The 26,098-nt window shown below is 69.3% G+C and carries 26 protein-coding genes; 9 read left to right on the top strand and 17 right to left on the bottom strand.

All coding sequences use genetic code 11. The features are described from left to right. Positions 1 to 160 precede the first annotated feature (160 nt). From ABD340_RS33550 to qcrB, 4 genes are all read right to left on the bottom strand, one after another. Complete coding sequence (locus tag ABD340_RS33550; RefSeq protein WP_344594498.1) at positions 161 to 655, bottom strand: WXG100-like domain-containing protein; 495 nt, start codon at positions 653 to 655, stop codon at positions 161 to 163. Then, the gene (locus ABD340_RS33545) at positions 633 to 977 is read right to left on the bottom strand and encodes a hypothetical protein (RefSeq protein WP_344594497.1); all 345 of its coding nucleotides are present in this window, start codon (positions 975 to 977) and stop codon (positions 633 to 635) included. The genes ABD340_RS33550 and ABD340_RS33545 overlap by 23 nt, the downstream gene beginning before the upstream one ends. After that, a complete protein-coding gene (locus ABD340_RS33540) occupies positions 974 to 1,396 on the bottom strand; it encodes a YbaB/EbfC family nucleoid-associated protein (protein ID WP_344594496.1) in 423 nt (140 codons plus the stop codon). The genes ABD340_RS33545 and ABD340_RS33540 overlap by 4 nt, the downstream gene beginning before the upstream one ends. A 140-nt stretch (positions 1,397 to 1,536) precedes the next feature. Next, a complete protein-coding gene (gene qcrB, locus ABD340_RS33535) occupies positions 1,537 to 3,174 on the bottom strand; it encodes a cytochrome bc1 complex cytochrome b subunit (protein ID WP_344594494.1) in 1,638 nt (545 codons plus the stop codon). A 268-nt stretch (positions 3,175 to 3,442) separates the two neighbouring features. On the opposite strand from qcrB, the gene ABD340_RS33530 reads away from it, so the two are divergent. Continuing rightward, entirely contained in the window at positions 3,443 to 4,732 is a 1,290-nt protein-coding gene (locus ABD340_RS33530) for a PucR family transcriptional regulator (RefSeq protein ID WP_344594493.1), read from the top strand. On the opposite strand, the gene ABD340_RS33525 is transcribed toward ABD340_RS33530, so the two are convergent. From ABD340_RS33525 to ABD340_RS33515, 3 genes are all read right to left on the bottom strand, one after another. After that, positions 4,713 to 5,819 (bottom strand): sensor histidine kinase, encoded by a 1,107-nt coding sequence (locus tag ABD340_RS33525; protein ID WP_344594492.1) that lies wholly within the window; start codon positions 5,817 to 5,819, stop codon positions 4,713 to 4,715. The two genes, ABD340_RS33530 and ABD340_RS33525, sit on opposite strands and share 20 nt — an antisense overlap. Further along, positions 5,816 to 6,496: a response regulator transcription factor gene (locus ABD340_RS33520; RefSeq protein WP_344594491.1), complete on the bottom strand. Its 681-nt coding sequence runs from the start codon at positions 6,494 to 6,496 to the stop codon at positions 5,816 to 5,818. Before ABD340_RS33520 ends, ABD340_RS33525 begins: the two co-directional genes overlap by 4 nt. Positions 6,497 to 6,562: 66 nt before the next feature. Then, positions 6,563 to 8,032, bottom strand: coding sequence for a glutamate-cysteine ligase family protein (locus tag ABD340_RS33515; protein WP_344594490.1), 1,470 nt, complete (start codon positions 8,030 to 8,032; stop codon positions 6,563 to 6,565). 227 nt (positions 8,033 to 8,259) lie between these two features. Between ABD340_RS33515 and ABD340_RS33510 the strand changes: the two genes are divergently transcribed. Further along, on the top strand, positions 8,260 to 9,606 hold the full coding sequence (locus ABD340_RS33510) for a sensor histidine kinase (protein ID WP_344594489.1): 1,347 nt from the start codon (positions 8,260 to 8,262) through the stop codon (positions 9,604 to 9,606). Between the two features lie 11 nt (positions 9,607 to 9,617). After that, the gene (locus tag ABD340_RS33505; protein WP_344594488.1) at positions 9,618 to 10,271 is read left to right on the top strand and encodes a pentapeptide repeat-containing protein; all 654 of its coding nucleotides are present in this window, start codon (positions 9,618 to 9,620) and stop codon (positions 10,269 to 10,271) included. Positions 10,272 to 10,371: 100 nt separating this feature from the next. Here the strand turns inward: ABD340_RS33505 and ABD340_RS33500 are convergent, their stop codons facing one another. Continuing rightward, on the bottom strand, positions 10,372 to 10,527 hold the full coding sequence (locus ABD340_RS33500; RefSeq protein ID WP_344594487.1) for a hypothetical protein: 156 nt from the start codon (positions 10,525 to 10,527) through the stop codon (positions 10,372 to 10,374). Positions 10,528 to 11,003: 476 nt separating this feature from the next. Between ABD340_RS33500 and ABD340_RS33495 the strand changes: the two genes are divergently transcribed. The 3 genes from ABD340_RS33495 to ABD340_RS33485 are packed head-to-tail and all read left to right on the top strand — an operon-like array spanning position 11,004 to position 12,539. Next, positions 11,004 to 11,996 (top strand): helix-turn-helix domain-containing protein, encoded by a 993-nt coding sequence (locus tag ABD340_RS33495; protein ID WP_344594485.1) that lies wholly within the window; start codon positions 11,004 to 11,006, stop codon positions 11,994 to 11,996. After that, positions 11,993 to 12,202 (top strand): DUF397 domain-containing protein, encoded by a 210-nt coding sequence (locus ABD340_RS33490; protein ID WP_344594483.1) that lies wholly within the window; start codon positions 11,993 to 11,995, stop codon positions 12,200 to 12,202. The genes ABD340_RS33495 and ABD340_RS33490 overlap by 4 nt, the downstream gene beginning before the upstream one ends. Before the next feature lie 58 nt (positions 12,203 to 12,260). Continuing rightward, positions 12,261 to 12,539: a DUF397 domain-containing protein gene (locus ABD340_RS33485; protein ID WP_344594482.1), complete on the top strand. Its 279-nt coding sequence runs from the start codon at positions 12,261 to 12,263 to the stop codon at positions 12,537 to 12,539. Between the two features lie 202 nt (positions 12,540 to 12,741). Here ABD340_RS33485 and ABD340_RS33480 read toward each other — a convergent pair whose 3' ends face one another. From ABD340_RS33480 to ABD340_RS33450, 7 genes are all read right to left on the bottom strand, one after another. Continuing rightward, positions 12,742 to 13,713, bottom strand: a complete 972-nt coding sequence (locus ABD340_RS33480; RefSeq protein ID WP_344594481.1) for a zinc-binding dehydrogenase — start codon at positions 13,711 to 13,713, stop codon at positions 12,742 to 12,744. A 395-nt stretch (positions 13,714 to 14,108) separates the two neighbouring features. Continuing rightward, on the bottom strand, positions 14,109 to 14,822 hold the full coding sequence (locus ABD340_RS33475) for a nuclear transport factor 2 family protein (protein WP_344594480.1): 714 nt from the start codon (positions 14,820 to 14,822) through the stop codon (positions 14,109 to 14,111). 1,100 nt (positions 14,823 to 15,922) lie between these two features. Next, positions 15,923 to 17,416, bottom strand: coding sequence for a CYTH and CHAD domain-containing protein (locus ABD340_RS33470; RefSeq protein WP_344594479.1), 1,494 nt, complete (start codon positions 17,414 to 17,416; stop codon positions 15,923 to 15,925). Positions 17,417 to 17,944: 528 nt separating this feature from the next. Further along, on the bottom strand, positions 17,945 to 18,259 hold the full coding sequence (locus tag ABD340_RS33465) for a hypothetical protein (RefSeq protein WP_344594477.1): 315 nt from the start codon (positions 18,257 to 18,259) through the stop codon (positions 17,945 to 17,947). A 447-nt stretch (positions 18,260 to 18,706) separates the two neighbouring features. Beyond that, positions 18,707 to 19,000 carry a hypothetical protein gene (locus ABD340_RS33460; protein WP_344594476.1) on the bottom strand — a complete coding sequence of 98 codons (294 nt, stop codon included), beginning with the start codon at positions 18,998 to 19,000 and terminating at the stop codon, positions 18,707 to 18,709. 393 nt (positions 19,001 to 19,393) lie between these two features. After that, positions 19,394 to 19,918, bottom strand: a complete 525-nt coding sequence (locus ABD340_RS33455) for a MarR family winged helix-turn-helix transcriptional regulator (RefSeq protein WP_344594475.1) — start codon at positions 19,916 to 19,918, stop codon at positions 19,394 to 19,396. Further along, positions 19,908 to 20,660, bottom strand: a complete 753-nt coding sequence (locus ABD340_RS33450) for an SDR family NAD(P)-dependent oxidoreductase (protein WP_344594474.1) — start codon at positions 20,658 to 20,660, stop codon at positions 19,908 to 19,910. Before ABD340_RS33450 ends, ABD340_RS33455 begins: the two co-directional genes overlap by 11 nt. Positions 20,661 to 21,128: 468 nt before the next feature. On the opposite strand from ABD340_RS33450, the gene ABD340_RS33445 reads away from it, so the two are divergent. Beyond that, complete coding sequence (locus tag ABD340_RS33445) at positions 21,129 to 21,398, top strand: hypothetical protein (RefSeq protein ID WP_344594472.1); 270 nt, start codon at positions 21,129 to 21,131, stop codon at positions 21,396 to 21,398. Positions 21,399 to 21,568: 170 nt separating this feature from the next. Here ABD340_RS33445 and ABD340_RS33440 read toward each other — a convergent pair whose 3' ends face one another. Together ABD340_RS33440 and sigE are read right to left on the bottom strand one after the other, a co-directional pair. Beyond that, a complete protein-coding gene (locus tag ABD340_RS33440; RefSeq protein ID WP_344594471.1) occupies positions 21,569 to 22,117 on the bottom strand; it encodes a YceI family protein in 549 nt (182 codons plus the stop codon). Between the two features lie 357 nt (positions 22,118 to 22,474). Continuing rightward, the gene (gene sigE, locus ABD340_RS33435) at positions 22,475 to 23,050 is read right to left on the bottom strand and encodes an RNA polymerase sigma factor SigE (protein WP_344594889.1); all 576 of its coding nucleotides are present in this window, start codon (positions 23,048 to 23,050) and stop codon (positions 22,475 to 22,477) included. A gap of 334 nt (positions 23,051 to 23,384) precedes the next feature. On the opposite strand from sigE, the gene ABD340_RS33430 reads away from it, so the two are divergent. Next, positions 23,385 to 24,968: an acyl-CoA synthetase gene (locus ABD340_RS33430; RefSeq protein ID WP_344594469.1), complete on the top strand. Its 1,584-nt coding sequence runs from the start codon at positions 23,385 to 23,387 to the stop codon at positions 24,966 to 24,968. Between the two features lie 162 nt (positions 24,969 to 25,130). Then, on the top strand, positions 25,131 to 26,048 hold the full coding sequence (locus ABD340_RS33425) for a PIG-L family deacetylase (RefSeq protein ID WP_344594468.1): 918 nt from the start codon (positions 25,131 to 25,133) through the stop codon (positions 26,046 to 26,048). Positions 26,049 to 26,098 lie beyond the last annotated feature (50 nt).

Genomic DNA, 26,098 nt, shown 5'->3' with positions numbered 1-26,098 from the left:
CGTCTGGTCACCGGGCGCCACCTCGGGATTCTTCCGAAACCGACGTCATCAAGGTCAACCCTGTCGTAGGCGATGTCGGACTTATTGGTCTACTGCTTATGACGTGTCGCGTCGCTGATCAAGCTGGATGCACCGAATCGCCCGTTTCGGTCGGCCCGCTTCACCCTCCGAGGAGGGCTCCGACGGCCTGGTCGACGAGGATGTCGACGATCACCTTGGTGATCATCTTGAAGATCGGGATCTGGAGCAGGGAGGCCCCGAAGGTGGCGATGGCGGTGGCGATCGCCTGCGCGATCTGGATCACCAGGATGATCAGCTGGACGATCACCATGATCTTGAGTGCCAGCACCACCAAGGCGGCGATGAACAGGCCGATCCCGGCGGCCAGGCAACTGCGGGACGCCGTGCGCAGGTTGGCGACCGCGGCGTCGGGGTCGGCCCATGCCTGCTGGAGTGCCTCGAAGTCGGCGCCCTTGTTCTCCGTCCACACCTGCTGGACGAGCGCGTCGGCCTCGTCGCCGGCCGTCTGCAGCGTGGAGGCGAACCCGGTCCAGGTGTTGCCGAGCTCGAACAGCTTGGTCTCGTCGGCCTCGGGCCAGGTGAAGCCGAGCACCCCCAGCCAGCCGGCCAGCTCAGGCGGGAGTTGCAGACCCATTGAGCAACTCCTTGATCCTGTTGACGCCGGCGGTGCTGGTGTCCTCTGCGCTCCGGTGGGTGTCGGCGGCCGCGACCAGCTCTCCCGCGCGCCCGGCCAGTTCCCCGGCGGAGCCGTTGAAGGATTCCATGGCGGCGCCGAAGATCGCCCCGTGCGCCATGCCGATGATCATCCCGATGTCGTCGCCGCCCCAGGGTTCGCCGAAGCCCGAGACCTCCGACTGGAACGAGCGGACCGCCTCGGAGAGCTGGTCGGTGATGGTGCGGAGTCGGCCGGAGACCGACGTCAGGTGGGTGTTGGTGACCTCGTGCTCGCGGGTCATCGTCCTCCCTCCAGCCGGGCGAGGGTGTCGCCGATCGCGTGGCGGATCATCTCCATCTGACGGACGCCCTGGTTCTGCAGTTCCTCCAACTGCGTCTGGAGCGCGGCCGGGTCGACGGCGGGCTCGCTCTCCGCGGTCGGCGCCTTGGCGCGCAGCTCGTCCAGGGCGGCATTGATCGCGATCACCATCTGCTCGCCGAGCTCCTGGGAGGACAACCGCATGGCGCGCGGATTGATCTCCACGCCGGTGATGCGTCCGCCGGTCGTCGCGGTCACCGTGACGCGGCCGTCGGCGGACTCGCCGACGGCCTCCACGGGTTCCGGTGGTGGCCCGGCCGTGTCGCCCTGCCGCATCGACTCCAGCGCCTTGCGGGCCTCGGACAGCATGCGGTCGAGTTCACCGCTCGAGAAGTCCGCCAAAAGGATGCACTCCTCCGCAGTGGGGGAACCGGTCGAAGCGGGCAATCTCCGGAGTCTACAAGGTCAGACAGGTGCGTCCATCTTTGTTCTGCCAGCTGATTGGGGCAGGCCACCTTATGTCCATCTTGCATGGGTATCTGTCAGGGTTCGATGGCCTTCTTTTTCTCTTCTTCGTGGCCGTTGGGGTGCGGAGGCGGGGTGGCCAGGTCGGTTGTGAAGCGGCGGTTCAGGGCTATGCGGACCTTCCCTAGACGGCTGCGGGCTTCGGGCGGTTGCACACCCTGGTGTTCGGGACGGCCCATGGCGATGGCCGCGGGCGGGCGCTCGTCGGTGATGGGGGCCGCCCCTTCGGGGGCGAGGGGGCGTTCGACCTCGGTGTACTCGCCGTCGGGGGCGCGGCGGATGATGCCGGTCTCCAGGCCGTGCTCGATCAGGGCGCGGTCGCGGCTCTGGAGGCCCAGGCAGATCCGGTAGGCGATGACGTAGGCCAGGACCGGGCCCATGATGATCGCGATCCGGAAGAACCAGGTCGTCCAGAAGAGCGGGATGTCGAACTTGTAGGCGATGATGTCGTTGCCGCCGGCGGCCCACAGGACGCCGAAGAAGACGACGCCGCCGAAGCCGATGCCCGTGCGGGCGGGGACGTCGCGCGGACGGTCCAGCAGGTTGTGGACCTGGTGGTCGCCGGTGACCCAGCGTTCCAGGAACGGGTAGACGGCCAGGCCGGTGAACAGGATCCCCGGGACGACCAGGGCGGGGACGATCACGCTGAAGGTGACGGTGTGGCCCAGGGCGTTGATCTCCCAGGCCGGCATGATGCGCAGCGCGCCCTCCAGCCATCCCATGTACCAGTCGGGCTGGGAGCCCGCGCTGATCGCGCCGGGGTCGTACGGGCCGAACAGCCAGATCGGGTTGATCTGGAAGAAGGTGGCGAGCAGTGCCACGACGCCGAAGACCCACAGGAAGAAGGCGGTGGTCTTGGCGATGAAGACGGGGAAGAACGGGTAGCCGCGGACGGTCCGGTTGCTGCTGCCCCTGCCGGGGAACTGGGTGTGGGTCTGCCGCCAGGTCAGGACGACGGCGTGCAGCGGGATGAGGGCGAGCAGGATGCCGGGGATGAGCAGGATGTGGACGACGTACAGCCGGGGGATGATCAGGTCGCCGGGGAACTCGCCGCCGAACAGGAACATCTGGACGTAGGAGCCGACCACCGGGATGCCCAGCAGGACGCCTTCCAGGATGCGGATGCCGGTGCCGGACAGCAGGTCGTCGGGGAGCGAGTAGCCGAACAGGCCGTTCACCATGACCAGCATGAACAGCACGATGCCGATCAGCCAGTTGAGCTCGCGCGGTTTGCGGAAGGCGCCGGTGAAGAAGTTGCGGAGCAGGTGGACGACGATCGCCGCCATGAACAGGATGGTCGCCCAGTGGTGGATCTGCCGCATGAGCAGGCCGCCGCGGACCTCGAAGGTGATGTGCAGGGTGGAGGCGTACGCCTCGCTCATCGGGACGCCGCGCAGGGCCTGGAAGGAGCCGTCGTAGACGACCTCGTTCATGCTGGGCTTGAAGAAGAGGGTGAGGAACACCCCGGTCAGCAGGACGATCACGAACGAGTACAGCGCGATCTCGCCGAGCAGGAAGCTCCAGTGGTCGGGGAAGGCCTTGCGCATGGCCTTCCTGGCGAACGGGGCGCCGCCGAGGCGGTCGTCGATCGCGCGGCCCGTTCCGGCCAGCGCCTTGAGGGGACGGGGGTCGTCGCCGTCGTCGTGTGTGGCCACGCTGACCCTCCCGCACGGGCGGCCCGCCGGGACCACCCTGCTCATCGGTGGTACGTCATCAATGTCGCACTACCCGTACAGACACGTCGGGGACCGGAGATGTGACATCCGGCATCCGGGCAGACCGAATCTGGTCGAACCTGCGCCCTGGGCTTTGCGTAGAAGGCCATCAAGGGACATGATTTTCACCACATAAGGCACATAAGCAGGCAATTACCCCGTGTGTCTGAGCTGCGACAGCGGGGGATCGTCGTCGCGGGAGGCGCCAGTGGCCGAGGAGCGATCCGGCGGGCTCGACCGGGCCTGGCACGAGCTGCCCCGGGAACTGGCCGATCACATGAGACCGCACCTCGACGAGGTCGCCGACGACATGATCCAGACCATCCGGGCCAGGGTCAGCGAGTACGACCGTCCGGCCGACGGCGCCTACTCCGGGACGACCCGCCAGGCGGTCGAGCGCGTCCTGCACTACTTCGTGGACCGGGTGGCCGACCCCGACCACGACTCCGGGCCGGTCACCGACTTCTTCCGCGGGATCGGGCGCGGCGAGGCCGCCGAGGGCCGCAGCCTGGACGCCATGCAGTCGGCGATGCGGGTCGGCGGCATGGTCGCCTGGCGGCGGATCAGCGAGGGCGCCGCGGCGCTGGAGGTCTCACCGCGCACGCTCGGCACGGTCGGCGAGGTCCTCATGCAGTTCCAGGACGAGCTGGCGGCCGCCGCCGCGGAGGGCTTCTCGCAGGCCAGGTCGGCCGTGGCCGGGGAGATGCAGCGGCGCCGCAAGCGCCTGCTCGACCTGCTGTTCGCCGATCCGCCGGTCGGCGCGGAGGCGATCGCCGACCTGGCCGCGGCGGCGCGCTGGCCGGTGCCCCGGACGGTCGCCGCGGTCGCGCTGGCCCGCCGCCACCAGCGCGACGCCCGGCTGCCCGCCTTCCCGCCGGACGTGCTCGTCGACCTCACCCGGCGCACCCCGAGCCTGCTCGTCCCGGATCCGGACGGCCCCGGCCGGGCCGGCGTGGTGGACCGGTCGCTGAGCGGCGGCCTGGCGGCGATCGGCCCGACCGTCCCGGTCGCCGAGGCGGCCCGGTCGATCCAGTGGGCCCGCAAGACCCTCGGCCTGGCGGAACGCGGCGTGATCGCCGCCGGAGCCGGGGTGATCCGCAGCGTGGAGCACATGTCCACGCTGATCCTCTTCCAGGACGAGGAGCTGGTCACCTCGCTGGCCGAGCTGCGCCTGGCGCCGCTGGACCACCTGCGCGCCGGCCAGCAGGACCGGCTGGCCGAGACGCTGCTGGCCTGGCTGCAGTCGGGACGCAACGCCAACGAGGTCGCGTTGCGGCTGCACGTCCACCCGCAGACCGTCCGCTACCGGCTGCGGCAGCTGGAGGACCTGTTCGGCGACCAGCTGATGGACCCCGACCTGCGCTTCGACCTGGAGATCGTGCTGCGTGCGCGGGCGCTGCTCCCGGACGGGGCCGACCGCCGCGTGCCGCCCCCGGCCGGCGAGGCCGTGGGCGGCGACTCCGGCCCGTCCGCCGTCGTCACGAATCTTCGCCGCTGACCTCGTCCCGCGGACCGGACGGCGACGGCAGGGTGACGCGGATGCGGCACCCCTTGGGGGTGTCGACGACGTGGATGCCGCCGCCGTGCAGGTCGACCGCCCAGCGGGCGATGGCCAGGCCCAGGCCCGTCCCGCCGCCCGGCGTGCCGACGCGGGCCCGGACGTCGCCGGCGGCCGCGCCCCGGGAGAAGCGTTCGAAGACCCGCGCCCGCTCGCTCGGCGGGATGCCGGGCCCCTTGTCGGCGACCTCCAGGATCAGCCCGCCGGACGCGTCGAGCGGCGCGGCAGTCACGGTGATCGGGGTGTCCGGTGGGCTGTGCCGGGCCGCGTTGTCCAGGAGGTTGGCGACCACCTGGTGGAGCCGGTCGCGGTCGGCGACCGCACGCAGCCCGGGCGTCACGTCGATGTCGAAGCCCGTCTCGGGACGCCCCGCCGCCGCCTCCGCGGTGACGTCCCCGATGAAGGCCGCGACGTCGATCCGGGCCAGGTCGAGCCGGGCCGCGCCCGCGTCCACCCGGGACAGGTCGAGCAGCTGGGTGACCAGCCGGCCGAGGCGCTCGGTCTGGTCGAGCGCCGATTCCAGGACCTCGGGGGTGGCCGGGGTGACGCCGTCGGCGACGTTCTCCAGGACGGCCCGCAGCGCGCTGATCGGGGTCCGCAGCTCGTGCGAGACGTTCGCCACGAACTCGCGCCGCTGCCGCTCCACCTCGCCCAGGTCGGCGGCCATCCGGTTGAACGCGTGGGCCAGCTCGCCGACCTCGTCCCGCGAGGTGGCCCGGACCCGGCGGCTGTAGTCGCCGCGCGCCATCGCCCGCGCCGCGGCGGTCATCTCGCGCAGCGGCGCCGTCATCCCGTGGGCGAGGAGCTGGGTCACGACCAGGGAGACCAGCACGCCGGCCGGCAGCGTCTGCCGGGCGCGCAGGTCCAGCGCGTACCCCCACAGCACCATCAGGATGGCGGTGCACGCCATCACCGACGTCACGATCCCCAGCTTGACCTTGATGGAGCGGAGCGGGTCGAGCGGGCGCGGCAGGATCGTCCACAGCCTGTGGACGGTGCCGCCGGGGGCGTCTTCGGGGCGGCTCACGCGGGGATCTCGAGGCAGTAGCCGACGCCGTGCACGGTCCGGATCAGGTCGGCGCCCAGCTTGCGGCGCAGCGCCTTGACATGGCTGTCGACGGCCCGGGTGCCGGACGCGTCGGCCCAGTCCCACACCTGTTCCAGCAGCACGGCGCGGGTCAGGACGGTGCCCTGGTTGCGGGCCAGGCAGCCCAGCAGCTCGAACTCGGTGGGGGTGAGGTGCACCTCGCGGCCGTCCCGCCGCACCCGCCGCGCCTTCGGGTCGATCTCCAGCGGCCCGGCGCGCAGCGTGTCCGGTGCCGCCGGCTCCGACCGCTCGACCCGGCGCAGGACGGCGCGGATCCGGGCGGCCAGTTCCCGCATGCTGAACGGCTTGGTGATGTAGTCGTCGGCGCCGACGCCCAGGCCGACGAGGAGGTCGGTCTCGTCGTCCCGGGCGGTCAGCATCAGCACCGGCACGGGCCGTTCGGCCTGGACGCGGCGGCAGACCTCCAGCCCGTCGAAGCCGGGCAGCATGAGGTCGAGCACGATCAGGTCCGGACGGCCGGTGCGGGCCCGTTCCACGGCGGACGGCCCGTCGGCGGCGATCTCGATCGTGAAGCCCTCGGCGGTGAGCCGGTCCGCCATCGCCTTGGCGATCGTGGGCTCGTCCTCGACGACCAGGATGCGCTGGTTCGCTGTCACAGCCCGAACTGTACGCAGAAACGGTGTCCGACTTCGGGGGGAGATGTGTGGATCATGTGAAGGCGGTCATGGGCCGATGGGCCAGTTGTGCACGGGCTCGTTGGTGTGCATCAGCCGCGCGTAGCTCTGCGTCATCAGCCGCAGCGCCTCGTGCCGTTCGGTGCCGAACGACTCCTCGATCGCCTCGACGGTCTGGATCTGCCAGGAGGCGCCCGTCCGCCCCGTCGCGCAGCGCCGGTCGATGATCCCCAGCAGCCGGTCGCGGCGGACCGGGTCGACGCCCCAGCGGTCCAGGCCCTCGTACGCCATCGGCAGCAGCGTCCGCTGCACCAGCTCGCCGGCGGGCACTTCCCCTATGCCGGGCCAGTAGAGCATGGCGTCCAGGCCGTCGCGGGCGGCGCGGTGCAGGTTCGCCGCGGCGGTCTGGAACGACATCCGCGTCCACACCGGCCATTCCTCCTCGGCCAGCATCCGCACCAGGCCGTAGTAGAACGCGCCGTTGGCGACGATGTCGGCGACGGTCGGGCCGGCGGGCAGCACGCGGTTCTCCACGCGCAGATGCGGCCGCCCGTTCACGACCGCGTAGATGGGACGGTTCCAGCGGTAGACGGTCCCGTTGTGCAGGCTCAGCTCGCCCAGTTCCGGGATGCCGCCGCTCTCCAGCACCTCCACCGGGTCCTCCTCGTCGCACAGCGGAAGCAGCGACGGGAAGTAGCGGGCGTTCTCCTCGAACAGGTCGAAGACGGAGGTGATCCACCGTTCGCCGAACCACACCCTGGGCCGCACGCCCTGCGTCTTCAGCTCGTCCGGACGGGTGTCGGTGGCCTGCTCGAAGAGGGTGATGCGGGTCTCGTGCCAGAGCCGGTGCCCGAACAGGAACGGCGAGTTGGCGGCCAGCGCGACCTGCGGCCCGGCCACGGCCTGGGCGGCGTTCCAGTAGTCGCCGAAGTGGTCGGGGCTGACCTGGAGGTGGAACTGGACGCTGGTGCAGGCGGCCTCGGGGATGATCGTGTCGGCGTGCATGCGCAGCGGCTCCGGGCCGTCCACCGCGATCCGCATCTCCTCGCCCCGGGCGGCGAAGATCTGGTCGTTGAGCATCTTGTAGCGGGCGTTGGCCGAGATCACCTCCTCGCCGATGTCGGTGCGCCGCAGCGTGGGCAGGATCCCGATCATCACCAGATGGGCGCCGACCTCGCGGGCCCGCGCGTCGGCCAGGTTGAGATGGTCGCGGACCTCGGCCTCCAGCTCGCCGGTGCCCGAGCCGCCCAGCTCCCGCGGCGGGATGTTGATCTCCAGGTTGAACTGCCCCAGCTCGGTGGCCCAGGCCGGGTCGGCGATCGCCTTGAGCACGTCGGCGTTGCGCATCAGCGGATCGCCCAGTGCGTCGATGAGGTTCAGCTCGATCTCAAGGCCGATATGCGGGCGCTCGAAGTCGAATTGGGACTCGCCCAGCATCCGGGCGAGCACGTCGAGACAGCTCCGGACCTTGTCCCGATACCGGCGCCGGTCCTCACCGCTGATGGTGGTCGGGCTCACATCCTTACCCATATGTCCCGCCCTGCTCCTGGTTGGTGGTGCTATGAGACGGATGTCCAGATGGGCGGTTGTGAAACCCCCGAAGTGGCTTTCGGGCCGGCCGTTGGGCTTCGGACCGGCGTGAATGCGGAATCCGGTTCACCCGACACCCGTTACCTGCGAGTAGTCCGAGCGGTATCGGAACGGCCGTGTCACTCTGACCGGGGACCGTGCAGCGAGGGGGACGAATGCGGCTGCGCCCACGGTCGATCCGGGCACGCGACACCCTGATCGCCGCCGTCCTGGCGACGCTCGCCTTCGGGGCGATCGCGGTCGGCGCCGACCTCGCGGTGCGCTACGCCGTCGGCGCCGAACTGCTCCAGGAGACCCAGAGCGCCGCCCGCCGGGTCAGCGCCGGCGTCCGCGACGGCTCCCTCGCCGGCCCCCGGATCCACGACGACTCCCACGGCCGCGTCCTCATCCAGGTCGTCGCCCCGGGCGGCGAGGTCGTCGGCGCCACCCCCGCCGCCGCCGGACGGCCCCCGCTCAGCGACCTGTGGCCGTCCCGCGACCAGCGCATCATCGACCTGACCCAGTGCCACGACATCGGGCCCGGCGGCCGCTGCGAGGTGCTGGAGATCATCCGCACCACCACCGCGCCCGACTCCGTCGTCGTGTACGCGGCCAGGCCGATGCCCTCGATCCTCGTCACCGGCCTCCTGGAGGCCCTCCTGGCCCTGGCCGTCCTGCTGCTGTCCGCCCTGGTCGCCCGGATCACCTGGCGGTTCGTCGGACGCACCCTCCGCCCGGTCGAGCAGATCCGGGTCCAGCTCGCCGAGATCAGCGCCAGCGACCTGAGCCGCCGGGTGCCCGAGCCGCCCGGCGAAGACGAGATCGCCCAGCTGGCCCGCACCGCCAACGAGACCCTCGACCGGCTCGAACGCGCGGTCGCCCGGCAACGCCAGTTCGCCTCCGACGCGTCCCACGAACTGCGCACCCCCATCGCCGGCCTGCGCGCCAACCTCGAGGACGCCTCGATGCACCCCGACGACACCGACCTGGAGCGCACCATCACCTCGGCGCTGCGCGACACCGACCGGCTGGAGTCGATCGTCACCGACCTGCTCCTCCTCGCCCGCATCGGCACCGGCGGCAGCACCGCCCAGGAACCCATCGACCTCGCCGAACTCGCCGACGCCGAACTGCGCCGCCGCGGCTCCGACCTGGCCGTCCACACCCGCCTGGCGTCCGGCGTCGTCGTGCGCGGCGTGCGGATGCAGCTCGTCCGCCTGCTGGGCAACCTGCTCGACAACGCCGAGCGGTACGCGGGCGGCAAGGTCGAGATCGAGGTCGCCGGCCTGGACGGCCACGCCCGCCTGACCATCACCGACGACGGCGCCGGAATCCCCGTCGAGGACCGCGAACGCGTCTTCGAGCGCTTCACCCGCCTGGACACCGCCCGCAGCCGCAGCGCCGGAGGAACCGGACTGGGCCTGGCCATAGCCCGCGAGATCGCCCAAGCCCACGGAGGCTCCCTCCGCATAGAGGACCACCCCCGAGGCGCCCGCTTCGCCCTCTCCCTCCCGCTCGCGTAAGGTGCGGGCCCATGCGCGTTAAGGAGCCCGTGGCGCCGAAGCTCCCGTCCACCCTCACCCGGGCGGTGTACCCGGACGACGAACCCGCCGACGACGGCGCCCACCTCTCCCTGCACTACGGCCCCCTCGACCTGTCCGGCCTGGACGTCGAGTCCGTAGAGTTCGAACGCTGCCGCTTCGACGAAACCCGCCTGGCGGGCACGACCCTGCGCCGAGCCGGCCTGGCCGACGTGATGTTCAAGGATTGCGACCTGGCCAACCTCCGGATGTTCGACTCGCGGATGTTCAACACCGCGATCACCGGCAGCCGCCTGACCGGCCTCATCATGACCGACTGCGGCTTCCGCGACGTCCTCTTCGACGAGTGCCGCGCCGACCTGGCCTCGTTCCGCTTCTCCCGCTTCAAGAACGTTGTGTTCCGCGGCTGCAACCTGTCCGAGGCGAACTTCCAGGGCGCAGACCTGAAATCGGCCCGATTCGAGGACTGCAAACTAACCGGAGCCCAGTTCAGCGGCGCCCAGATGCAGGGCACCCGCCTGTCGAACTGCGACCTGTACGGGGTCAACGGCATCCAGAGCTTCGAAGGCGCCATAGTGAACACCCCCGACGCCCACGCCCTCCTCTACGCCCTGGCCTCCGCCATGAACATCACCATCGAGCCCTAACGCCCGCTGGCGATGAACCCCATCACCCACCCGAACGCCAGGCAGACACCCCCATAAGCGAGCAGACCCAACACCATCTCGCCCAGCCCAGGCACCTGACTCACGCCCTCACCCCGCAGATGACCCGCACCGCCCCGTAGAAGTCGGCCACGGACGCGATCTCCCGTCCATCCGCCCAGACGAACCACCACCGTCCATCCCGGTAGTCACACAGGACCTCCAGCGCGTCACCGCCCTCCACATGCAGGACGGGCACCCCGCGCCTCTCGACAACGCGGCACTCATACCTGGACCTGGCCTCGACAGCCCGCCCAAGCCTCTCCAGATGCTCACGCCGCCGGTTGTTCGGCCGACGCCGCCACCCAGACGCAGCCGCATGCCGCCCCTTACGAAACCTCATCCGCTCCACCTCACTTCCTTGATGGCGACGACGCGGCCAATGCGCGCAGGGGCCGCCCAAAGGCCGCGCCGTCTTTTCCAGAGGAGCTCCTATAGGCGGCTACAGGAATCCGCCACCGGGCCTATAGGTTCCTGCCCTCCGCCCGCGCGCGCTCTTGCACGAGCGCCGTTCGCAATGCCTCGGGCGTAGGGTGCATGAGGGTCGGTGTAATACCGGCCTTTGGATCGTGCAGGCTGGCCACCCATTCACCGAGCCGGCCGTCAGCCCGGACCGATCGCCAGATCCGATGACCCTCGAACTCTTCACGTAGCTGTTCGAGAACCCCTTCTTCTGTGTTCGAGTACCTGTCCATCGAGAGACCTTCGTGTTGCTTCTGCTGGAAATGCTGCGACCAGACTTCCAGACCCGATTACGCTAAGGAAGCGAATAAATACCACCAGCAACGAACCTCAAGCAAGATCGTCCGCACCCGGGCGATCAGGTTCGACATACGGGAGGCCCTCATGCCCGCACGTCCCGAGCCCTGCGACGTCCCCGCGATCACGACGTTCGCCAACGAGCTGGAGGCATGGCGAAACGAGGCCGGGCTCACCAAGGTGGGCCTCTCCAAGGCCCTCGGCTACAGCGACTCGTACGTCGGCCAGGTCGAACTGTGCAAGAACGTCCCCTCAGAGAAGTTCGCTCAGGACCTCGACACGTACTTCAAGACGAACGGCCTCTTCCAACGCCTCTGGAAGCAGATCGACGAGACCCGCCACCTCTCCACGCTCCCACCCGGCTTCCCGCAATACCTCGACTGCGAGTCCCGCGCCGACACCATCCGCAACTTCAACCCGACGCTCGTGAACGGGCTCCTCCAAGCCGAGGGTTATGCACGTACTATCCTCGAGAGCAATCAGGTCCCCGACAGCGTCGAGCGACGAGTACACGAGCGCATGAAGCGCCAGGAGATCTTCGCCCGAGAGAACCCGCCGCGCACCTGGTTCACCATGGACGAAGCAGTCCTACGCCGGATCATCGGGAGCCGGGAGATCATGCGCGAGCAACTCGCTCACCTCCTGGAATTCAGTGAGCGCCCTACCAACATGGTCCAGATCGTGCCCCTCAGCGTCGGTTTCCACGACGGACTGGGAGGAACTTTCACCATCCTCGGGTTCAAGGACGGAGCAAGCGTCGCCTACACCGAGTCTGCGGGAGAGGGCATGCTCATCAATCGGCCTTCCCGCGTCGCAAGTCACCTCGTACGGTATGACTTGGTGCGAGGCCACGGACTGCCTGTCGAGGAGTCACGTGCCTTGATTAGGAACGTGATGGAGGAACTATGAGCACGATCGACCTGTCAGGCACCGAATGGCGCAAGAGTAGCCGCAGCGATCAGCACGGCGGCGACTGCGTCGAGGTCGCCGATCTTGCCCCCGTGATCGGCGTCCGTGATTCCAAGGACCCCGATGGCCCCAAGCTGACCTTCGGTACCAGTGCTTGGGATGCGTTCACCCGTCGTATCAAGGCTGGTGCGCACGACCTGGGCTGACGTGGTTGCGTTGGCCCGCGGTCTGGACCGAGGCTGTGGGCCGACGGAAGATGGCCGCATGGACTCCCCAACTCCCCGATGGCGCAAAAGCAGCCGCAGCGACGATCACGGCGGCGCTTGCGTCGAGGTTGCGGATCTCACTTCCGTCGACGCGGTGAACGCCCCGTGGCGCAAGAGCAGCCACAGCGATCAGCACGGCGGCGAGTGCGTTGAGGTCGCAGACTTGGCCCACGTGGTCGGCGTCCGTGACTCCAAGGATCCGGACGGGCCCATGCTGGCTGTTACCGCCGCCGACTGGCGTTCCTTCATCCGGCGGGTCAAGGCCAACGAGCTGTGACCTGAGGTCAGGTGTTTTGTGCTGTGCTCGTCCTGGCCGAGCGGATCGTCAAGATACGCGTCAGCAGCATGCTCACCGAACTCGGCCTGCGTGACCGCATCCAGGAAGCCGTCCACGCTGACACGACCGGTCTTGTCCGGACGGGCGACGGCTCCTGTCGGATACTGCTTCAGTGCAGAGCTGGATGCCCTGTGAGGATCCGTTAGATCAGCAGCAGTGTCTTCCCCACGGCGGTGCGGTTCTCGATCGCGGCGTGTGCGTCGGCGGCACGTTCCAGCGGGAAGGTCTGCCCGATGACCGGCCGGACGAGCCCGGCGGCGGCCTGGGACATCATCTGTTCCGCCCACCGCACCAGGTTCGGCCCGAAGTCGAAGAGCTGCTCAATGCCGAGCACGTCCACGCCCTTGGACCGTGCCTCCGCTGGGTCGATGAGCGTGGCCTCACCGCTGGAAGCGCCATGCACCGAGAACCGGCCACCGCGGGCCGTCACCTCGAACGCGGCGCGCCCGATCTGTCCGCCGACGCCGTCGAACACCACGTCCGGCCCTACTCCGCCGGTCACTTCGAGCACCCGCTCGGTCCAGTCCGGCTCGGAGTAATCGACCGCGGCGTCAGCGCCCAGTTCCCGGATCAGGTCGAGCTTGCGCGCACCGCGGGCGGCCCCGACGACCTGAGCGCCCGCCGCACGGGCGAGCTGCAACAGCAGGCTGCCAACGCCACCGGCCGCCGCTTCGACCAGCACCCGGTCACCGGGGGCGATCTTGGCATTCTCGGCCAGCCCCTGCGCAGTGCTGCCGTCGCTGTACAAGGCGATCGCTTCCGGCAAGCCCAGTCCGTCCGGGACCGGAAACAGTTCCCCGACCTCGGCCACCGCCCGCTCGGCGAAGCCGCCGGTCTCCCCGGTACCGGCGACAACACGCCGCCCAAGCCAAGCCGGATCCACCTGTGGCCCGACCGAGCTCACCTGTCCGGCCACCAGACCACCCGGCACATACGGCAACGACGGCTTGGCATGCCATTTGTCGACACCACGCCGGATCTGCGTCTCGACGAACGACATGCCCGCGACCGCCACCTCGACCACGACCTGGGCAGCCCCAGCCACCGGGTCCGGCGCCTCACCCGGCACCAGCACCTCCGGACCGCCGAAACGCATCACCTGAACCACCTGCATAGCGCCCCGCTCCAATCCGTCCGCCAACGTGGACCCGATCATGCAACCTCAACCGGACTCGAGGTCAACACGCGGTTGAGCCAGGCGGAAGGCGACGGCTCCGCACCGGAACTCGTCCACCGACGGCTCCCCGTGAACGGACCGCCCGGCCGGACGAGGCGAGGAAGTCACACGGTCCTGCGCTCCCGGACGCGCGACAGATGCGCGGCGATGAGGCAGATCGCGAGCATCGCCAAGAGCAGGGTCGATCCATATCGACATCGACTTCGTCCACGCCCTGGAAAGATCTGGGCCGCCGCCTGGGACCTGCGCATAGGCGTTCTACCTCGCACGTGAACACCACCGGGTGCACCACACCCACGACCACACGGCCTGATCAACTCGCTCCCTCGGGCTCAGCCGTCCTGTGTAACGCCGCCGACGTCGAAGGGGTCGTCTGTGAGGAACATGGCGTGGGCCGCGATGATCTTCCAACCCGCCTGGTCGTGGATCCAGGTTCGGGTGTAGCGCATCCGGGCGACCAGCGGCCGGCCACCGATGGTGCCCTCCAGCGTGCCGAGGAACCAGGTGACGCCGGTGTGCGGGGTGGCCAGCACCTGGAGGTCCTCCTCTTCGACGCGGGTCAGCACTTGGTGACCGGTTTCGTGCATACGTAGATCGTCCTGCTTGGAGTAGAGATTTCCGTCCGGTCCGGTGAACCGCACCGAATCGTCGAGCAGCTCGGTCAGTGCATCGATATCGGAGGTCAGCTGGGCGGCCTGGAGGCGCCGTTCGGCTGCGCGGAGGCTTTCGGCGTGGTCGAGGTTCGGCATGGTCCCACTATGGCGCGTCAGTCCTTCCACGCCATCCCGTGTCAGCTCTTGGCGGATCCGCTGATAACGAAAGTCGCGGCAGAAGAACTTCTCCTTGGTCGGGTCATGTCCAACGATCGACTGAGTACCTTCTCCGAGAAGGAACTGCTTCCTGCCCATCTCGACGAGCTTCTCTCGATCGCCCCTGTGGCCCGGTGCCGCCGACCGGCTCGGAATTGCTGTGGCAGCCCGGGCACGCGGCCGTGCACCTGCGAGTGGTCTCCAGTTCGAGAACGCAACGGGTTCGACCTCGGTCATGCACAGCGACGACATGCCGAGCCACCGTTACTGAAGAGCGTCGACGTCTTCAGGACGGACACCCCACCGTCGTTCACCCAACGCGTGAACGAGCGTTGCTGCTTCCTGGCCGGCGCGCTCAGACGTGGCCGTGTCGGTGGCGAGCCGCCACACGTCGATCACTTCTGTTGGTGACTCATCAGCCCTCGGAGTGCCCTGTGGGGATCGACGTCGACAGAGGTGACATGCTCCTCGCCTGAACGGGTGGCCGGCAGGGCGGTCCCGTATCCGGACCCGGTTCCGACGTCGAGGACGTTCAGGCTGTCGACCAGGCGGGCGTGTTGGAACATCTGCACGAGCAGGCCCGAGGTGTAAGAATCGGCGGCCTGCTCGCCGGGTTCGGCGTGATGGCGTGGTGTGGGACGACACGGGTGACGCGGGAACGGTCGGTGTAGGGTGCCGCCGTCCACGCCGCCTCGTCGTCCTGGCCGTCGACCAGACGCCAGGCCGCCGCCTGCACCCGCGACGCCGGTGGCGGAATGGACGGGGCCTGGAGACCGATCACCACCTACCGCCGGCCTCGGTGTTCGGGACGGTGACCGTGACTTGCTGCGCCTGGGGCGCCCCGGGAATTCGAACGCCTGTCCGGCCGACGAGTCGTTGTCGCTGCCGACCGGACGGCACTCGCACGGGCTGACCAGGTTGGCGGCCCTGGGGGCGGTGCGCGACTCGTTCGACAGCGCCCGCTGCGGGAACGTGGTCGGCGTCCGCGATTCCAAGGACCCGGACGGGCCCATGGTCGCTCTTGCCGCTGCCGACCGCGTGCCTTCCCCTGGCGGGTCAAGGCTGCTGTGCATGACCTGGGTTGACGTGGCCCACGCTCTGGGCTGCAGCGCCTCCACCACTCGGGCGCTCCTTACTCCGTAGTGCTCATCCGCGGCGGACGCGTCCGAGGAGTGACCACGAGACCATCACGGGTCCACGGTTGCCTGCCCCTTGGCCGGACCCGTGGTCAACGGCCGACGGCTGCGCCGACCAAGCGGGAGCGCTCGTCTGTGCAAGCAGGGGGACAGTGTGAACGTTCGCTGGAATTCGCGGATGACCGACCCGGGACGGTCTGCTCACAACTGCTTGATCAGCTTGCGGTCGGCCGCCTTCCGCCAGGTCTTGGGCAGGTCGGCCAGGGGGTCGCCGCACCGCTGGAGGGTCACCAGCGCACCGAGTGCGTACGCGCCGGAGGTGCTGCCGGGTTCCGGGGTGATCTGCGCGAGACGCTCAGCGGTGACGACCCTGTCCTGGTTGTCGCCCAGGACGTCCTGCAGCTTCTGGGCGCGGTTGGCGATCTTGCCGACCGGTTTGCCGAGGACGGGCTCGGCGGCCTCGGCGGTGTAGCGAAGCCGTTTGGCGGCCTTGCGGGTCTTGTGCAGGGCGGCGTTCCGGTCACTCTCCTGTGTCGCCTTTCCCGCCTCCGCATAGGCGCCCACCATTTTGCGCCAGGCCCTGGTCACGACCTTGCGTTGCTGCTTGCGCGCCGCCTTGTGCGCCTGCTTGCGGAGCGGCGGGTTGGTCACCAGGCCGTCGACACGGTCCAGCAGGGCGAGATAACGCCTGCTGCTGAGGACGTCACGCAGCCGTTCGCGGGCCAGGCGTTCCTGGTGCTCCATCTCGACCAGCCAACCGGGCTCGGCGGGCGGAACTGGAAGGTCGAAGAGCTGGGCGTACAAGCGGGCCCGCAGCACCTCCAGATCGCGGACCTCGCCGAGCACGTCGGCCAGCCACTTGAGCTCGGCGTCCAGCGACTCGGTGCGGGCCCGGTCGACCAGCTTGCGGTGAGTGCGCAAGATGCTCCGGAACCGGCGAATCGAGGTACGCATCTTGTGCACCGAGTCGTCGTCGTGGTCGGCGAGCCGTACCCAAGGGTCGTAGGACAGCATGCGCGCGGCTTGTGCGCCGAGATAAGCGGACATCACCTGTGCGGTGGTACGCATCTCGGCGGGATGGTCCTCAGGGGCGGCATCCGCGCCAAGCACGATCGACAGCTTGTTCGGCGCCTCGCTGGCGTGCGCTCCGAAGCCGATCAGGTGGTCGCCGACGGAGTTCAGCACGTCCTCCGCGCCGTCGACGAGTTCGACCTCCAGTTCTCGCCAGGTGGTCGCACCATCCGGACTCGGCACAAGCCGGATACCGGTGACGTTGTCGTCGGCGAGTTCGGCCAGCACGATGCCGTCCTGGCCGAGCAGTGCGCGCTCGGTACGGTCTGTGCGTACCTCGGCCACCGCGACCAGGGGACCGCCGCGGGTGTAGGCCAGGACCAGATCGGCGAGCTCGGCGGGCGGGGGATCGCCGGGGGCTCCGGCGGGCCGCTGGATCTCTTCCCGTCCGCCCTTGGGCTTGGGCAGCTTGAGGTGCCAGCCGTCGTCGGTATCGCCCGTACGGCGCCGCAGTGTGATGCCTTGGCGCGCCAGCCGCAGGTCGTGCGTGTCGTAGTAATGGGCGATGAGGGTATGGTGCCGGGGCTCGGCGGCGTTGCTCAGACCGGGGACGTCTCGTAGGTCCGGAAGGCTGAACCCGCTGTCGGCCTCGTACTTGCGCTCGACCTCCACATGGGCCGCCACGTCGATCCTCTCCCTTCGAGTTCCTTGGTCTATAACGGCCCTACCCGTCCCACCGGTTTTACGCTTTTGTGTGACAGGCAATGCTCGTTACGCACCTGGGTCTGTCGCTCGTAAGGCGTCTTGTCGGCGAGACCACCGACAGGGCGATCATGGTTGTCGCCGTCCTCCCACTCGCGTGACCTGCCATCGCGACGCGTCTGGAGGCGCGCTGCGGACGGGCCGTCCCCAGCGGGGAGGGTTCGGGATGCCCCTTCTCCGTTCGGTGGGGTTGGAGCACGTTGCCTGGGATGAGCTTTGGACGGCCGAGGTGACGTCGGCTAGGTCCCCAGGCTGCTGAAGGGGTTGCGGGGGCAGCCTGATTTCTCTGATTCCCGGGATGATCTGGCACGACTGGGGATCCGTGCTCTGCTACACGCTTGCCACCTGGAGCAGTAAGCCCCCCGGTCAGTGCGCGGCCGGGGGGCTCGGGGTGCTGGAAGTCGGTCCTGGAGAAGGGATCTCGTCAGGACCGGCTCGGGTTACAGCAGATCAGCGAGACGGCTTGGGCTCGCTGACCGGGTTCTTGAGCGCCGTGGCGAACTCGTTCGCCGCCTTGAGGTACCCCAGGGCGGCCACGAGCTTGTCGCCGGAGAGCTCGCCGGAGGCGATGCGGGCGCCGATCTCGTCGCAGGTCCCGGCGACCTCCCGGGCCTTGTTGGCGATCTCCGCGGCCTCCACGGAAACCGCGGCCAGGGAGCACGCCCGGAACAGGTCGAAGGAAGCGGCGATCAGCCGCTCCACGGCCTTGGCGATCTCCTTGTTCTTGATGGCCTGGTGCTCGCCGGAAGGCGTGGCAGACGTCATGAGAACCTCTTTCTCGGGGTAACTGCACCTGTCGGTCAGGTGTCAGCCATGACAGTCCGACAGCAGCAGTACGACGCAACCGATCGGCTTGTTATCGACCACAGGCCGTCGGCCAACGAGCGAAGCCCGCCACTGCGGGGTGCCAACGGCATTGGGCGGCAGCCCACCCCCAATGGTCGACGCGTCCGGCTCATCGATCGCAGAAGGAATTGTCACTTGGTGTGGAAGCGGCTGTCGGCATCATCTTTCCTTTCTGGGGTCTACGCAGCATGCCGGCCGCGCGGCGGCCCTCACACCATTCGGCGTTCACTTGCCGGGAGTGATCACGCGTGCACAATTCCCCCCGCGTTTGCGCGTTGCCGGCGCACCGAGAATCGCTGCGGTGCATATCACGGGGCTGCTTTTCCTGGACGAGTAGGTCAAAGGGCCGCCCCACTCCGTGGGCGGTCACCGCACACAGAAACCAAACGCTGCCAAGATCCGCCTGCGGGCGGGCCGCGTGATAGCCGAAAGGAGGTCGACGGGAGGGCTGATTCGCGGCCGAACGCCTCGGCGTGCGAGCGCCTGCTCCATCCGGGCCTGGTCGCGGATCGGCGGCTGCGCCACCATCAATGCGCCGTCGAGTTGGGCCGGGCGCACCGGACCGTCGGGGAAGGCGCCGCGGCGGGCCACCGACCGGTAGGGATCGTCGAGCAGTTTGCGGTGTTCGACGTCGCCGCCGACGTGGCCGTCGAGGAACATCAGGTCGAGCTCCTGGACTTGTGGCTGGTCGGTTTCCTTTCCGAACAGCCGGGGTGCTCGTCCCGAAGCCCGCGTACGACCAGCGGCAGGATCACGTTGGACACGCTCTGCAAGGCGCCGACGTCGACCCGGCGTCGCCGGTCTTGAACCGGTCGATGGCTGCGGCCATCGCCTGGGCCTTCGCCGCGCCTCTCGACGTCCGCCCGCCCGCGAGGCACCACCACGACAGCTCACTCAGGCCGTTACCGGACTCGGCCTGCCCGAGACCGTTGCACGGCGGCGTTCGCTCCTCGGGGTTTGCGGGGTCCCGGGGGACATCGGCCCACATGCCGTTTGCGCTGTCCGATCAGCAGGTTGACGCTGATGGCTCGGAGACGAGGTGCGTGCTGAGAACTAGCCGCCCACCTGGCCGAGGGTGGTGTCCCTGCCTGCGGTGAGTCCGGCGAGGAGGCCGCGCAGCAAGTCGGCGAGCTGGGCCTGTTCGGTGGCCCCCAGGTGGCCGATGAGCCGCTGCTCTCGATCGAGCAGTTCGGCGACGGCCCGTTCGACCAGCGCGTTCCCCTCGTCGGTGAGGCTGACGGCGTGTGTATGGAAGCCCGAGCCGCTCCTCTCCCGCGTGACCAGTCCGCTGCTGGCCGCCCGTTCCACCCGCTGGCTGATCGCCCCGCGCGACACCAGCGAGGCGGAGGCGAGCTCGCTCGGGCTCATCCGGTAGGGCGGGCCGCTGCGGCGCAGGGTCGACAGCAGGTCGAGCGTCGCCATGTCGATGCCGAGCTCGGCGAGTAGCCGACGACGCTCGTCGCCGAAGATCTTGGCAGCCCACCAGATGCGGGTGATGACCCCGATCGAGTCGACGGGGACGTCCGGCAGCTCGCGCCGCCAGGCCTCCTGGATGGCGTCCGCGCCGTCACCGGCCACGTTCGGCGCCGCCGTTCACCTGGATGATCTGGCCGGTGACCTGCGCGGCGCCCGGCGAGGCGAGCCAGTGCACCGTCGCCGCGACATCCTCGGGACGCCCCGGACGCCCGGTGTCGGTCTCCTCGATCAGCGTGCGGCGCCTGTCCTCCGGCAGCCCTCCGGCGAAGAACTCGGTGTCCTCGATATAGCCGGGCGCCACCACGTTGACGGTGATGCCACGTGGGCCCAGCGATCCGGCGAGGTCGAACGCGTAAGGATGCAGGGCCGCCTTCGCCGGCCCGTACGAACCTGTGCCCGACCCCCGCAAGGCGGCGATCGAACTGATCAGTACCACCCGCGAGGTGACCAGATCGGCCAGTGCCTCGGTCGGCAGCACCGTCGTGAGCACGTTGGCACGGAAGTTGTCCGTCCACCGCTCGGCCGTACCGGCGAGCCCTTCGGGCCGGTCACTGCCCATGTCGGTGTTGCCGCCCGCGTTGTTCACCAGTACATCCAGCCTGCCGTACCGTTCGGCGATCGTCGCCCGGAGCCCTTCGGCGCTCATGGGATCGCTCAGATCGGCGGCCACGACGTCGACCGGGAGCATGTCCGGAGCCTGCTTGCCGATCGCTTCGGCCGTGTCCCGCAGCACCTCGGCGCGTCGGCCGACGATCACGACCTGGTCGCCGCCGAGGGCGAACTCGGCCGCCACCGCGCGCCCGATACCCGTACCGCCTCCGCTGACCAGAACCACCCTCGACATCTGAACCTCCTCAGAGTTTAGGTCTAAACTCTGAGGAGGCTAGCCCGGGCGCGCAGGCCCGGTCAAACTGCGGGAGCCGCGGGCCGGGACGGCGTGTTCGGCGCCCGGGATTCCGGCGGCCTGCCGACCTGACCGGGTTTGCAGCGGTCGAGCTTGCGGCGTGGCCGGAAGACGTTGCGCAACTTGGTGTGCGCTGGTTCGTGGTCAGTTGATCTTCGGCGCCTTCATGCTCAGTCCGGAACGGCTGCTCCGGCAGACCGGCCTCGGCATGGCGGTGGCGATCTTCGTGGCCGCGGTCATCATCCGCTGGCGGCGATGGAGCGGCACTGAGCGCGGCGTGCGGCGCCTGTCGTGCCAAGGCGGGTGCACGGTCTGGACCAGGACGGTCGGCGCAACGCAAGATGGGCGCATCCAGCTCCCCCGGTGGCGCAGAGGCCATCTTGTGAGCGTGGCTCTGGAGGGTGCGAAGTGCTGATCGTTTGGACTGGGCTGGGGCTTCTTGTGGTGCCGCTGCTGATGGGGGGCGGGATCGTCGGAGCGGTCGTGCTCGAGGGGCTGGTCGGGCCCATCGGCGCCACGGTGGCCCTGGGGATCGGCACCGTCCTCCTGGTCGTTGTGGGACGGGTCATGAACAGGGCCTACAACGAGCACACTCTGTACGGCATCCCCATCCAGCATTGGGCGTGGATACAGGGGTTCTTCGCCGTGTTCAGCGTGGTGCTCCTGCTGGTCGGTTGACCGCCTCAGCCGCTCGCCATGCGCCGCCAACTCCTCCGCAAACGACACGGTCGTCGCAACTCCTCAAATCGAGGTGTTGCGACGACCGCGTGAACCCAAGATGTGGACGGCCCTTCGGCGTGTACCGCTTCGTTTCCGGCCGGAGGCGGGAACTCGCGCGATGCGGATCTTCAGGCGCGGACGGCCTGGACCTCCAGGTGGAGGTCGACCTTGTCGCCGAGGAGGGCCTTGTCGCCCTTCAGCGGGACGTTGAACTCGATGCCCCAGTCCTTGCGGTTGATCGTGGTGGACGCGGCGAAGCCGGCGCGGAAGCCGCCCCACGGGTCCTCGCCGACGCCGCTGAACTCGACCTCGAGGGAGACCGGACGGGTGACGCCCTTGATGGTCAGCTCGCCGTCCAGGAAGTTGTCGCCGCCCTCGGAGCGGACGCCCGTGGTCTTGAACGTCATCGTCGGGTGGTTGTCGATGTCGAGGACGTCGGCGGAGCGGACGTGCGCGTCGCGGTCGGCGTTGCGGGTGTCCAGGGACGCCATCTTGATCTCGGCGTTGGCGGTGGAGGCGGCCAGGTCGTCGGCGATCTCGAGGGTGCCGGAGAAGTCTGTGAAGCTGCCCCGGACCTTGGTCATCAGGTGCCGGATCGCGAAGGTGACCTCGGAGTGCGCGGGGTCGATGTTGTAGGTGCCGGCGGTCAGGCCGGGAGCGGCGGTGGCGATGCTCATGGTCACTCCAGATTTGCTTGAAGTTTCAACGACTTGCCTGGAAGGCAGATTAGTTGAGCTTTCAATGGTATGTCAAACCTCTGGATCTTGACGGTGGAATGTCCGGTCGAGGCCGGGCCGTGGCCTCGCTCCGGGGCGTCGCGCGGACGGCTGGCTCATACGCGGCAGCCGGTCCCGCGTGCCCCACGCGGTCGTCACCGGACGGACCCCGCGCGGCGTCGGACCTGGTGTCGGTGGCCGATGCCCTGCGGCGGCACCAGCGGGGTCCGCCGCCGCAGCGGTCGAAGACGTTGTCCACGGGGCGTGGGTAGGTCGGAAGTCGCCGGCCGGTCAGCTCACAGCCGAGCGGGGGCTTGCTCAGTACGTGGGGACGGTGTCGCCGTCCAGCCGGGGGACGGGGTCGGGGGAATGCGCGGGCTCGGGCGGGCGGCGGTGCTCCAGGGCGGCGCGGAGCTGTGCCCGGCCGCGGTGGATGCGGCTGCGGACGGTGCCCAGCTTGACGCCCAGCGAGGCGCCGATCTCCTCGTAGGTCAGGCCCTCGATGTCGCACAGCACCACGGCCGCGCGGTACTCGGGAGCCAGTGCGTCCAGCGCGCTCTGGATGTCGGCGTCCAGGTGCCGGTCGTCGTAGGCCTGCGCGGGCGTCGGCTCGCGGCCTTGCAGCCGGTCGGCCGCGTCGTCGGCGAGCGCGTCGAACCTGATGCGCTGCTTGCGGCGGGCGCGGTCGAGGAAGAGGTTGGTGGTGATCCGGTGGAGCCACCCCTCGAAGGTGCCCGGGCTGTAGGAGGACAAGGATCGGAAGACTCGGATGAAGACGTCCTGGGTCAGGTCCTCGGCGTCGTGCCGGTTACCGGTCAGGCGGTACGCCAGCCTGAACACCCTGGTGGAGTGCTCGCTGACGATCTCCTCCCAGGTCGGAGGCGTCCACGCCATCGCGCCTGCGCTCACCGCTACCCCCGTCTGATGCGAAATCGTTACGGCCAAGCATGCCGGTACCCAGATAAGAGCCGTGTAAGAACCGTTCGGCCTGGCCGGATGCGGCGACCGGTGCCGTGCCGTTCGCAACCCGAAAACCGGACTTTACCTGGTGTTTTGTCGTGGTTCAGCGAGTATGGGCGGAACAGTGTAGTGCGTCGATGTGACCGATCCCTCATCGACAGCGTGACATACGACCGACATTGGACGACCTGTCAGCAGCGATTGAGCCCTGGACGGCCGCCAGGGATTATCGAACGGACCCGCAGGGCCCCGAACGCGAGGACGTGGCATGGCGCGAAGTTACAACCTGGCCGACCTTCTCGAGATCCTGGCCGCCGCCGGCCCGGACCGCCCCGCACTCGTCGCCGGGGACGAGCGCCGCACCTACCGCGAGCTGAACGAACGCGCGAGCCGGGTCGGGCACCACCTGGCCGCCGCGGGCGTCCGGCCCGGCGAGCACGTCGCGATCCTGGCCTACAACCGGGCCGAGTGGATCGAGAGCATGCTCGGCGTCTTCAAGGTCCGCGCCGTCCCCATCCCGGTCAACTACCGCTACGTCGCCGCCGAACTGCACCACGTGCTGTCCGACTCCGACTCGGTCGCGCTGATCGGCGAACGGTCCCTGCTGGCCAGGGTCGAGGAGGTGCGGGCCGGCCTGCCGCGGCTGCGGCACGTGGTCGTCCTGGAGGACGGCTCGGACGCCGCGGTCCCCGGCGCCACCGAGTACGAGAAGGCCCTGGCCGCCGCCTCCCCGGACGACGACTTCCCGCAGCGCTCGAACGACGACCGGTACGTCATGTACACCGGCGGCACAACCGGCCATCCCAAGGGCGTCGAGTGGCGCTGCGAGGACATCTTCTTCGCCGCGCTCGGCGGCGGGAACGTCCTGGGCGAGCCGGTCACCAGCCCCGAGGCGATCGCCGCCAACGCCGAGCAGCCCCCGATGGCGGTCCTGGACTGCGCGCCCGTCATGCACGGCGCCGGGCAGTGGGTGGCGTTCATGGGCCTGTTCAGCGGGACCAAGGTCATCCTCTACACCGACCACGCCTTCGACGCGGCCGGAGCGCTGCGGATACTGGCCGCCGAGCAGGCCAACGTGCTGATGCTGGTCGGCGACGTCATGGCGCGCCCGGTCGCCGAGGAGCTGGCCTCCGGCGACCACGACACCTCCTCCCTCTTCGCGATCGGCTCCGGCGGCGCGCCGCTGACCGAGGGCGCCAGGGCCGAACTGCAAGCGCTCCTGCCGGACATCATGTTCCTGGACAACTACGGGGCGTCCGAGACCGGCGCGTGCGGTCCGTCGGTCGGCGGCGGCAAGGAGGGCACCGCGCGGTTCATGATGAAACCGGGCGTCACCGTCCTGGACGACGACCTCAACGTCGTGCGGCCCGGCGGGATCGGCAGGCTGGCCCGCAGCGGGCACATTCCGATCGGCTACTACAACGACCCGGAGAAGACCGCGTCGACGTTCTTCACCGACGCCGAGGGCACCCGCTGGTCCGTCCCCGGCGACTTCGCGGCGCTGGAGGAGGACGGCACGATCACGCTGCTCGGCCGCGGCTCCCTGGTCATCAACACCGGTGGCGAGAAGGTCTACCCGGAGGAGGTCGAGGTGGCCCTCAAGGACCACCCCGACGTGTACGACGCAGTCGTCGTCGGCCTGCCGGACGAGCGCTACGGCCAGCGCGTGGCGGCCGTGGTCTCCGCCCGGCCCGGGACGTCCCCGACCCTGGAGGAACTGGTCGGCCACTGCCGGGGCCGCCTGGCCGGGTACAAGCTCCCGCGCCAGATCACGCTCGTGGACGAGGTACAGCGCACCGCCGTGGGCAAGTCCGACTACAAGTGGGCCAAGTCCGTCCTCAGCGAGCCCTAGGGCGCGTTTTCCAGGTCTTGTTCGTCGCGCAACAGAACGTAGATTCGCAAAACGCGCCCTAGCACCGGGCGCGGGGCCGAGTCGTGCAAGGCGGGGCGGGTATGGCGCAGGTTTGACGTGCCGGAGGAATGATCTTCAACCGGTGCGGGGCATCTACAGGCCGTGCGAAGGACCTGCGTCTTCTTCCACGCCCACCGCGACGATGAGGCGTTGCTGACGGGCGGCACGATGGCGCGCCTGGCGGCCGAGGGCCATCGGGTGGTGCTCGTCGTCGCCGCGTCCGCGCACGCCCCGGTGGACCTGGACGCGCCGGTGCCGGGCCGGCTCCGGACCGACGTGCTGGACGCGTCGGCGCACGTGCTCGGGTGCGCGCGCGTGGTGCTTCTGGGCTACGAGGACTCCGGTCCCGACGGCGCCGCGCTCGGCGGGTTCTCGCGGACGAAGGTCGACCTCGCCGCGGCCGAGCTGGCCGAACTGCTCCGCGAGGAAGACGCGGACCTGCTGACCGTGTACGACCCTGCAGGCGGCTACGGGCATCCTGACCACGTCCAGGTGCATCGTGTGGGAATCAGGGCCGCCGAACTGGCGGGCACACCTGTCGTGCTGGAAGCGACCGTCGACCGCGACCTCCTTGTGCGCGCGCTTAGACCGATCGCACTTCTGGGGGTGCTTCCGCGCGCGCTTGTGCATGGGCTTCGTGCCGCATCCTCTGCGAGGACGGTCGGGCTGGAGAACGCGTACGCGTCCCGCGGGGAAATCACGCATCGGGTACGGGTCCGCAAGTACAGCAGGGCCAAGAGAGCCGTCATGGCCGCGCATGTCAGGCACCGGCTGTGCGGCGATTCGGTCTGCACGTTCACGACGCTGTCGTGGTTGCCGCGCTCGGTGTTCCGGCTCGTCCTGGGCACGGAATGGTTCGTACGCCGGGACCTGCCGCCGGGGACCGTCCTGGAACACCCGCTCGACATGTGGCCCGTCCCGGCCGCGCCGCCGCGCCGTGCGGAAACACCGGCACCGCCGCCCCTGCCACCGGCAACGCCCGCCCCGCAACCGGTTTCGCCGCAGTCGGTGGTGTCCTGAAGGCTCTGCGGCGGGTCGGGGATCGGTCAAGAAAGGATTTGGCGTCTCGG

Origin of the sequence: Actinomadura vinacea (assembly GCF_039532545.1) — a bacterium.
In the GTDB taxonomy this organism is placed as follows: Bacteria; Actinomycetota; Actinomycetes; order Streptosporangiales; family Streptosporangiaceae; genus Spirillospora; species Spirillospora vinacea.
Note: the sequence above shows the minus strand (reverse complement) of the source record. Positions and strands in the feature narration are given on the sequence as shown.

Excerpts from the sequence above, each read along its gene's own strand:
- ABD340_RS33550 (WP_344594498.1), bottom strand. The coding sequence starts at position 655 with ATGGGTCTGCAACTCCCGCCTGAGCTGGCCGGCTGGCTGGGGGTGCTC.
- ABD340_RS33545 (WP_344594497.1), bottom strand. The coding sequence starts at position 977 with ATGACCCGCGAGCACGAGGTCACCAACACCCACCTGACGTCGGTCTCC.
- ABD340_RS33510 (WP_344594489.1), top strand. The coding sequence starts at position 8,260 with ATGCGGCTGCGCCCACGGTCGATCCGGGCACGCGACACCCTGATCGCC.
- ABD340_RS33505 (WP_344594488.1), top strand. The coding sequence starts at position 9,618 with ATGCGCGTTAAGGAGCCCGTGGCGCCGAAGCTCCCGTCCACCCTCACC.
- ABD340_RS33490 (WP_344594483.1), top strand. The coding sequence starts at position 11,993 with ATGAGCACGATCGACCTGTCAGGCACCGAATGGCGCAAGAGTAGCCGC.
- ABD340_RS33485 (WP_344594482.1), top strand. The coding sequence starts at position 12,261 with ATGGACTCCCCAACTCCCCGATGGCGCAAAAGCAGCCGCAGCGACGAT.
- ABD340_RS33480 (WP_344594481.1), bottom strand. The coding sequence starts at position 13,713 with ATGCAGGTGGTTCAGGTGATGCGTTTCGGCGGTCCGGAGGTGCTGGTG.
- ABD340_RS33475 (WP_344594480.1), bottom strand. The coding sequence starts at position 14,822 with ATGACCGAGGTCGAACCCGTTGCGTTCTCGAACTGGAGACCACTCGCA.
- ABD340_RS33465 (WP_344594477.1), bottom strand. The coding sequence starts at position 18,259 with ATGACGTCTGCCACGCCTTCCGGCGAGCACCAGGCCATCAAGAACAAG.
- ABD340_RS33460 (WP_344594476.1), bottom strand. The coding sequence starts at position 19,000 with ATGTTCCTCGACGGCCACGTCGGCGGCGACGTCGAACACCGCAAACTG.
- ABD340_RS33450 (WP_344594474.1), bottom strand. The coding sequence starts at position 20,660 with ATGTCGAGGGTGGTTCTGGTCAGCGGAGGCGGTACGGGTATCGGGCGC.
- ABD340_RS33440 (WP_344594471.1), bottom strand. The coding sequence starts at position 22,117 with ATGAGCATCGCCACCGCCGCTCCCGGCCTGACCGCCGGCACCTACAAC.
- sigE (WP_344594889.1), bottom strand. The coding sequence starts at position 23,050 with ATGGCGTGGACGCCTCCGACCTGGGAGGAGATCGTCAGCGAGCACTCC.
- ABD340_RS33430 (WP_344594469.1), top strand. The coding sequence starts at position 23,385 with ATGGCGCGAAGTTACAACCTGGCCGACCTTCTCGAGATCCTGGCCGCC.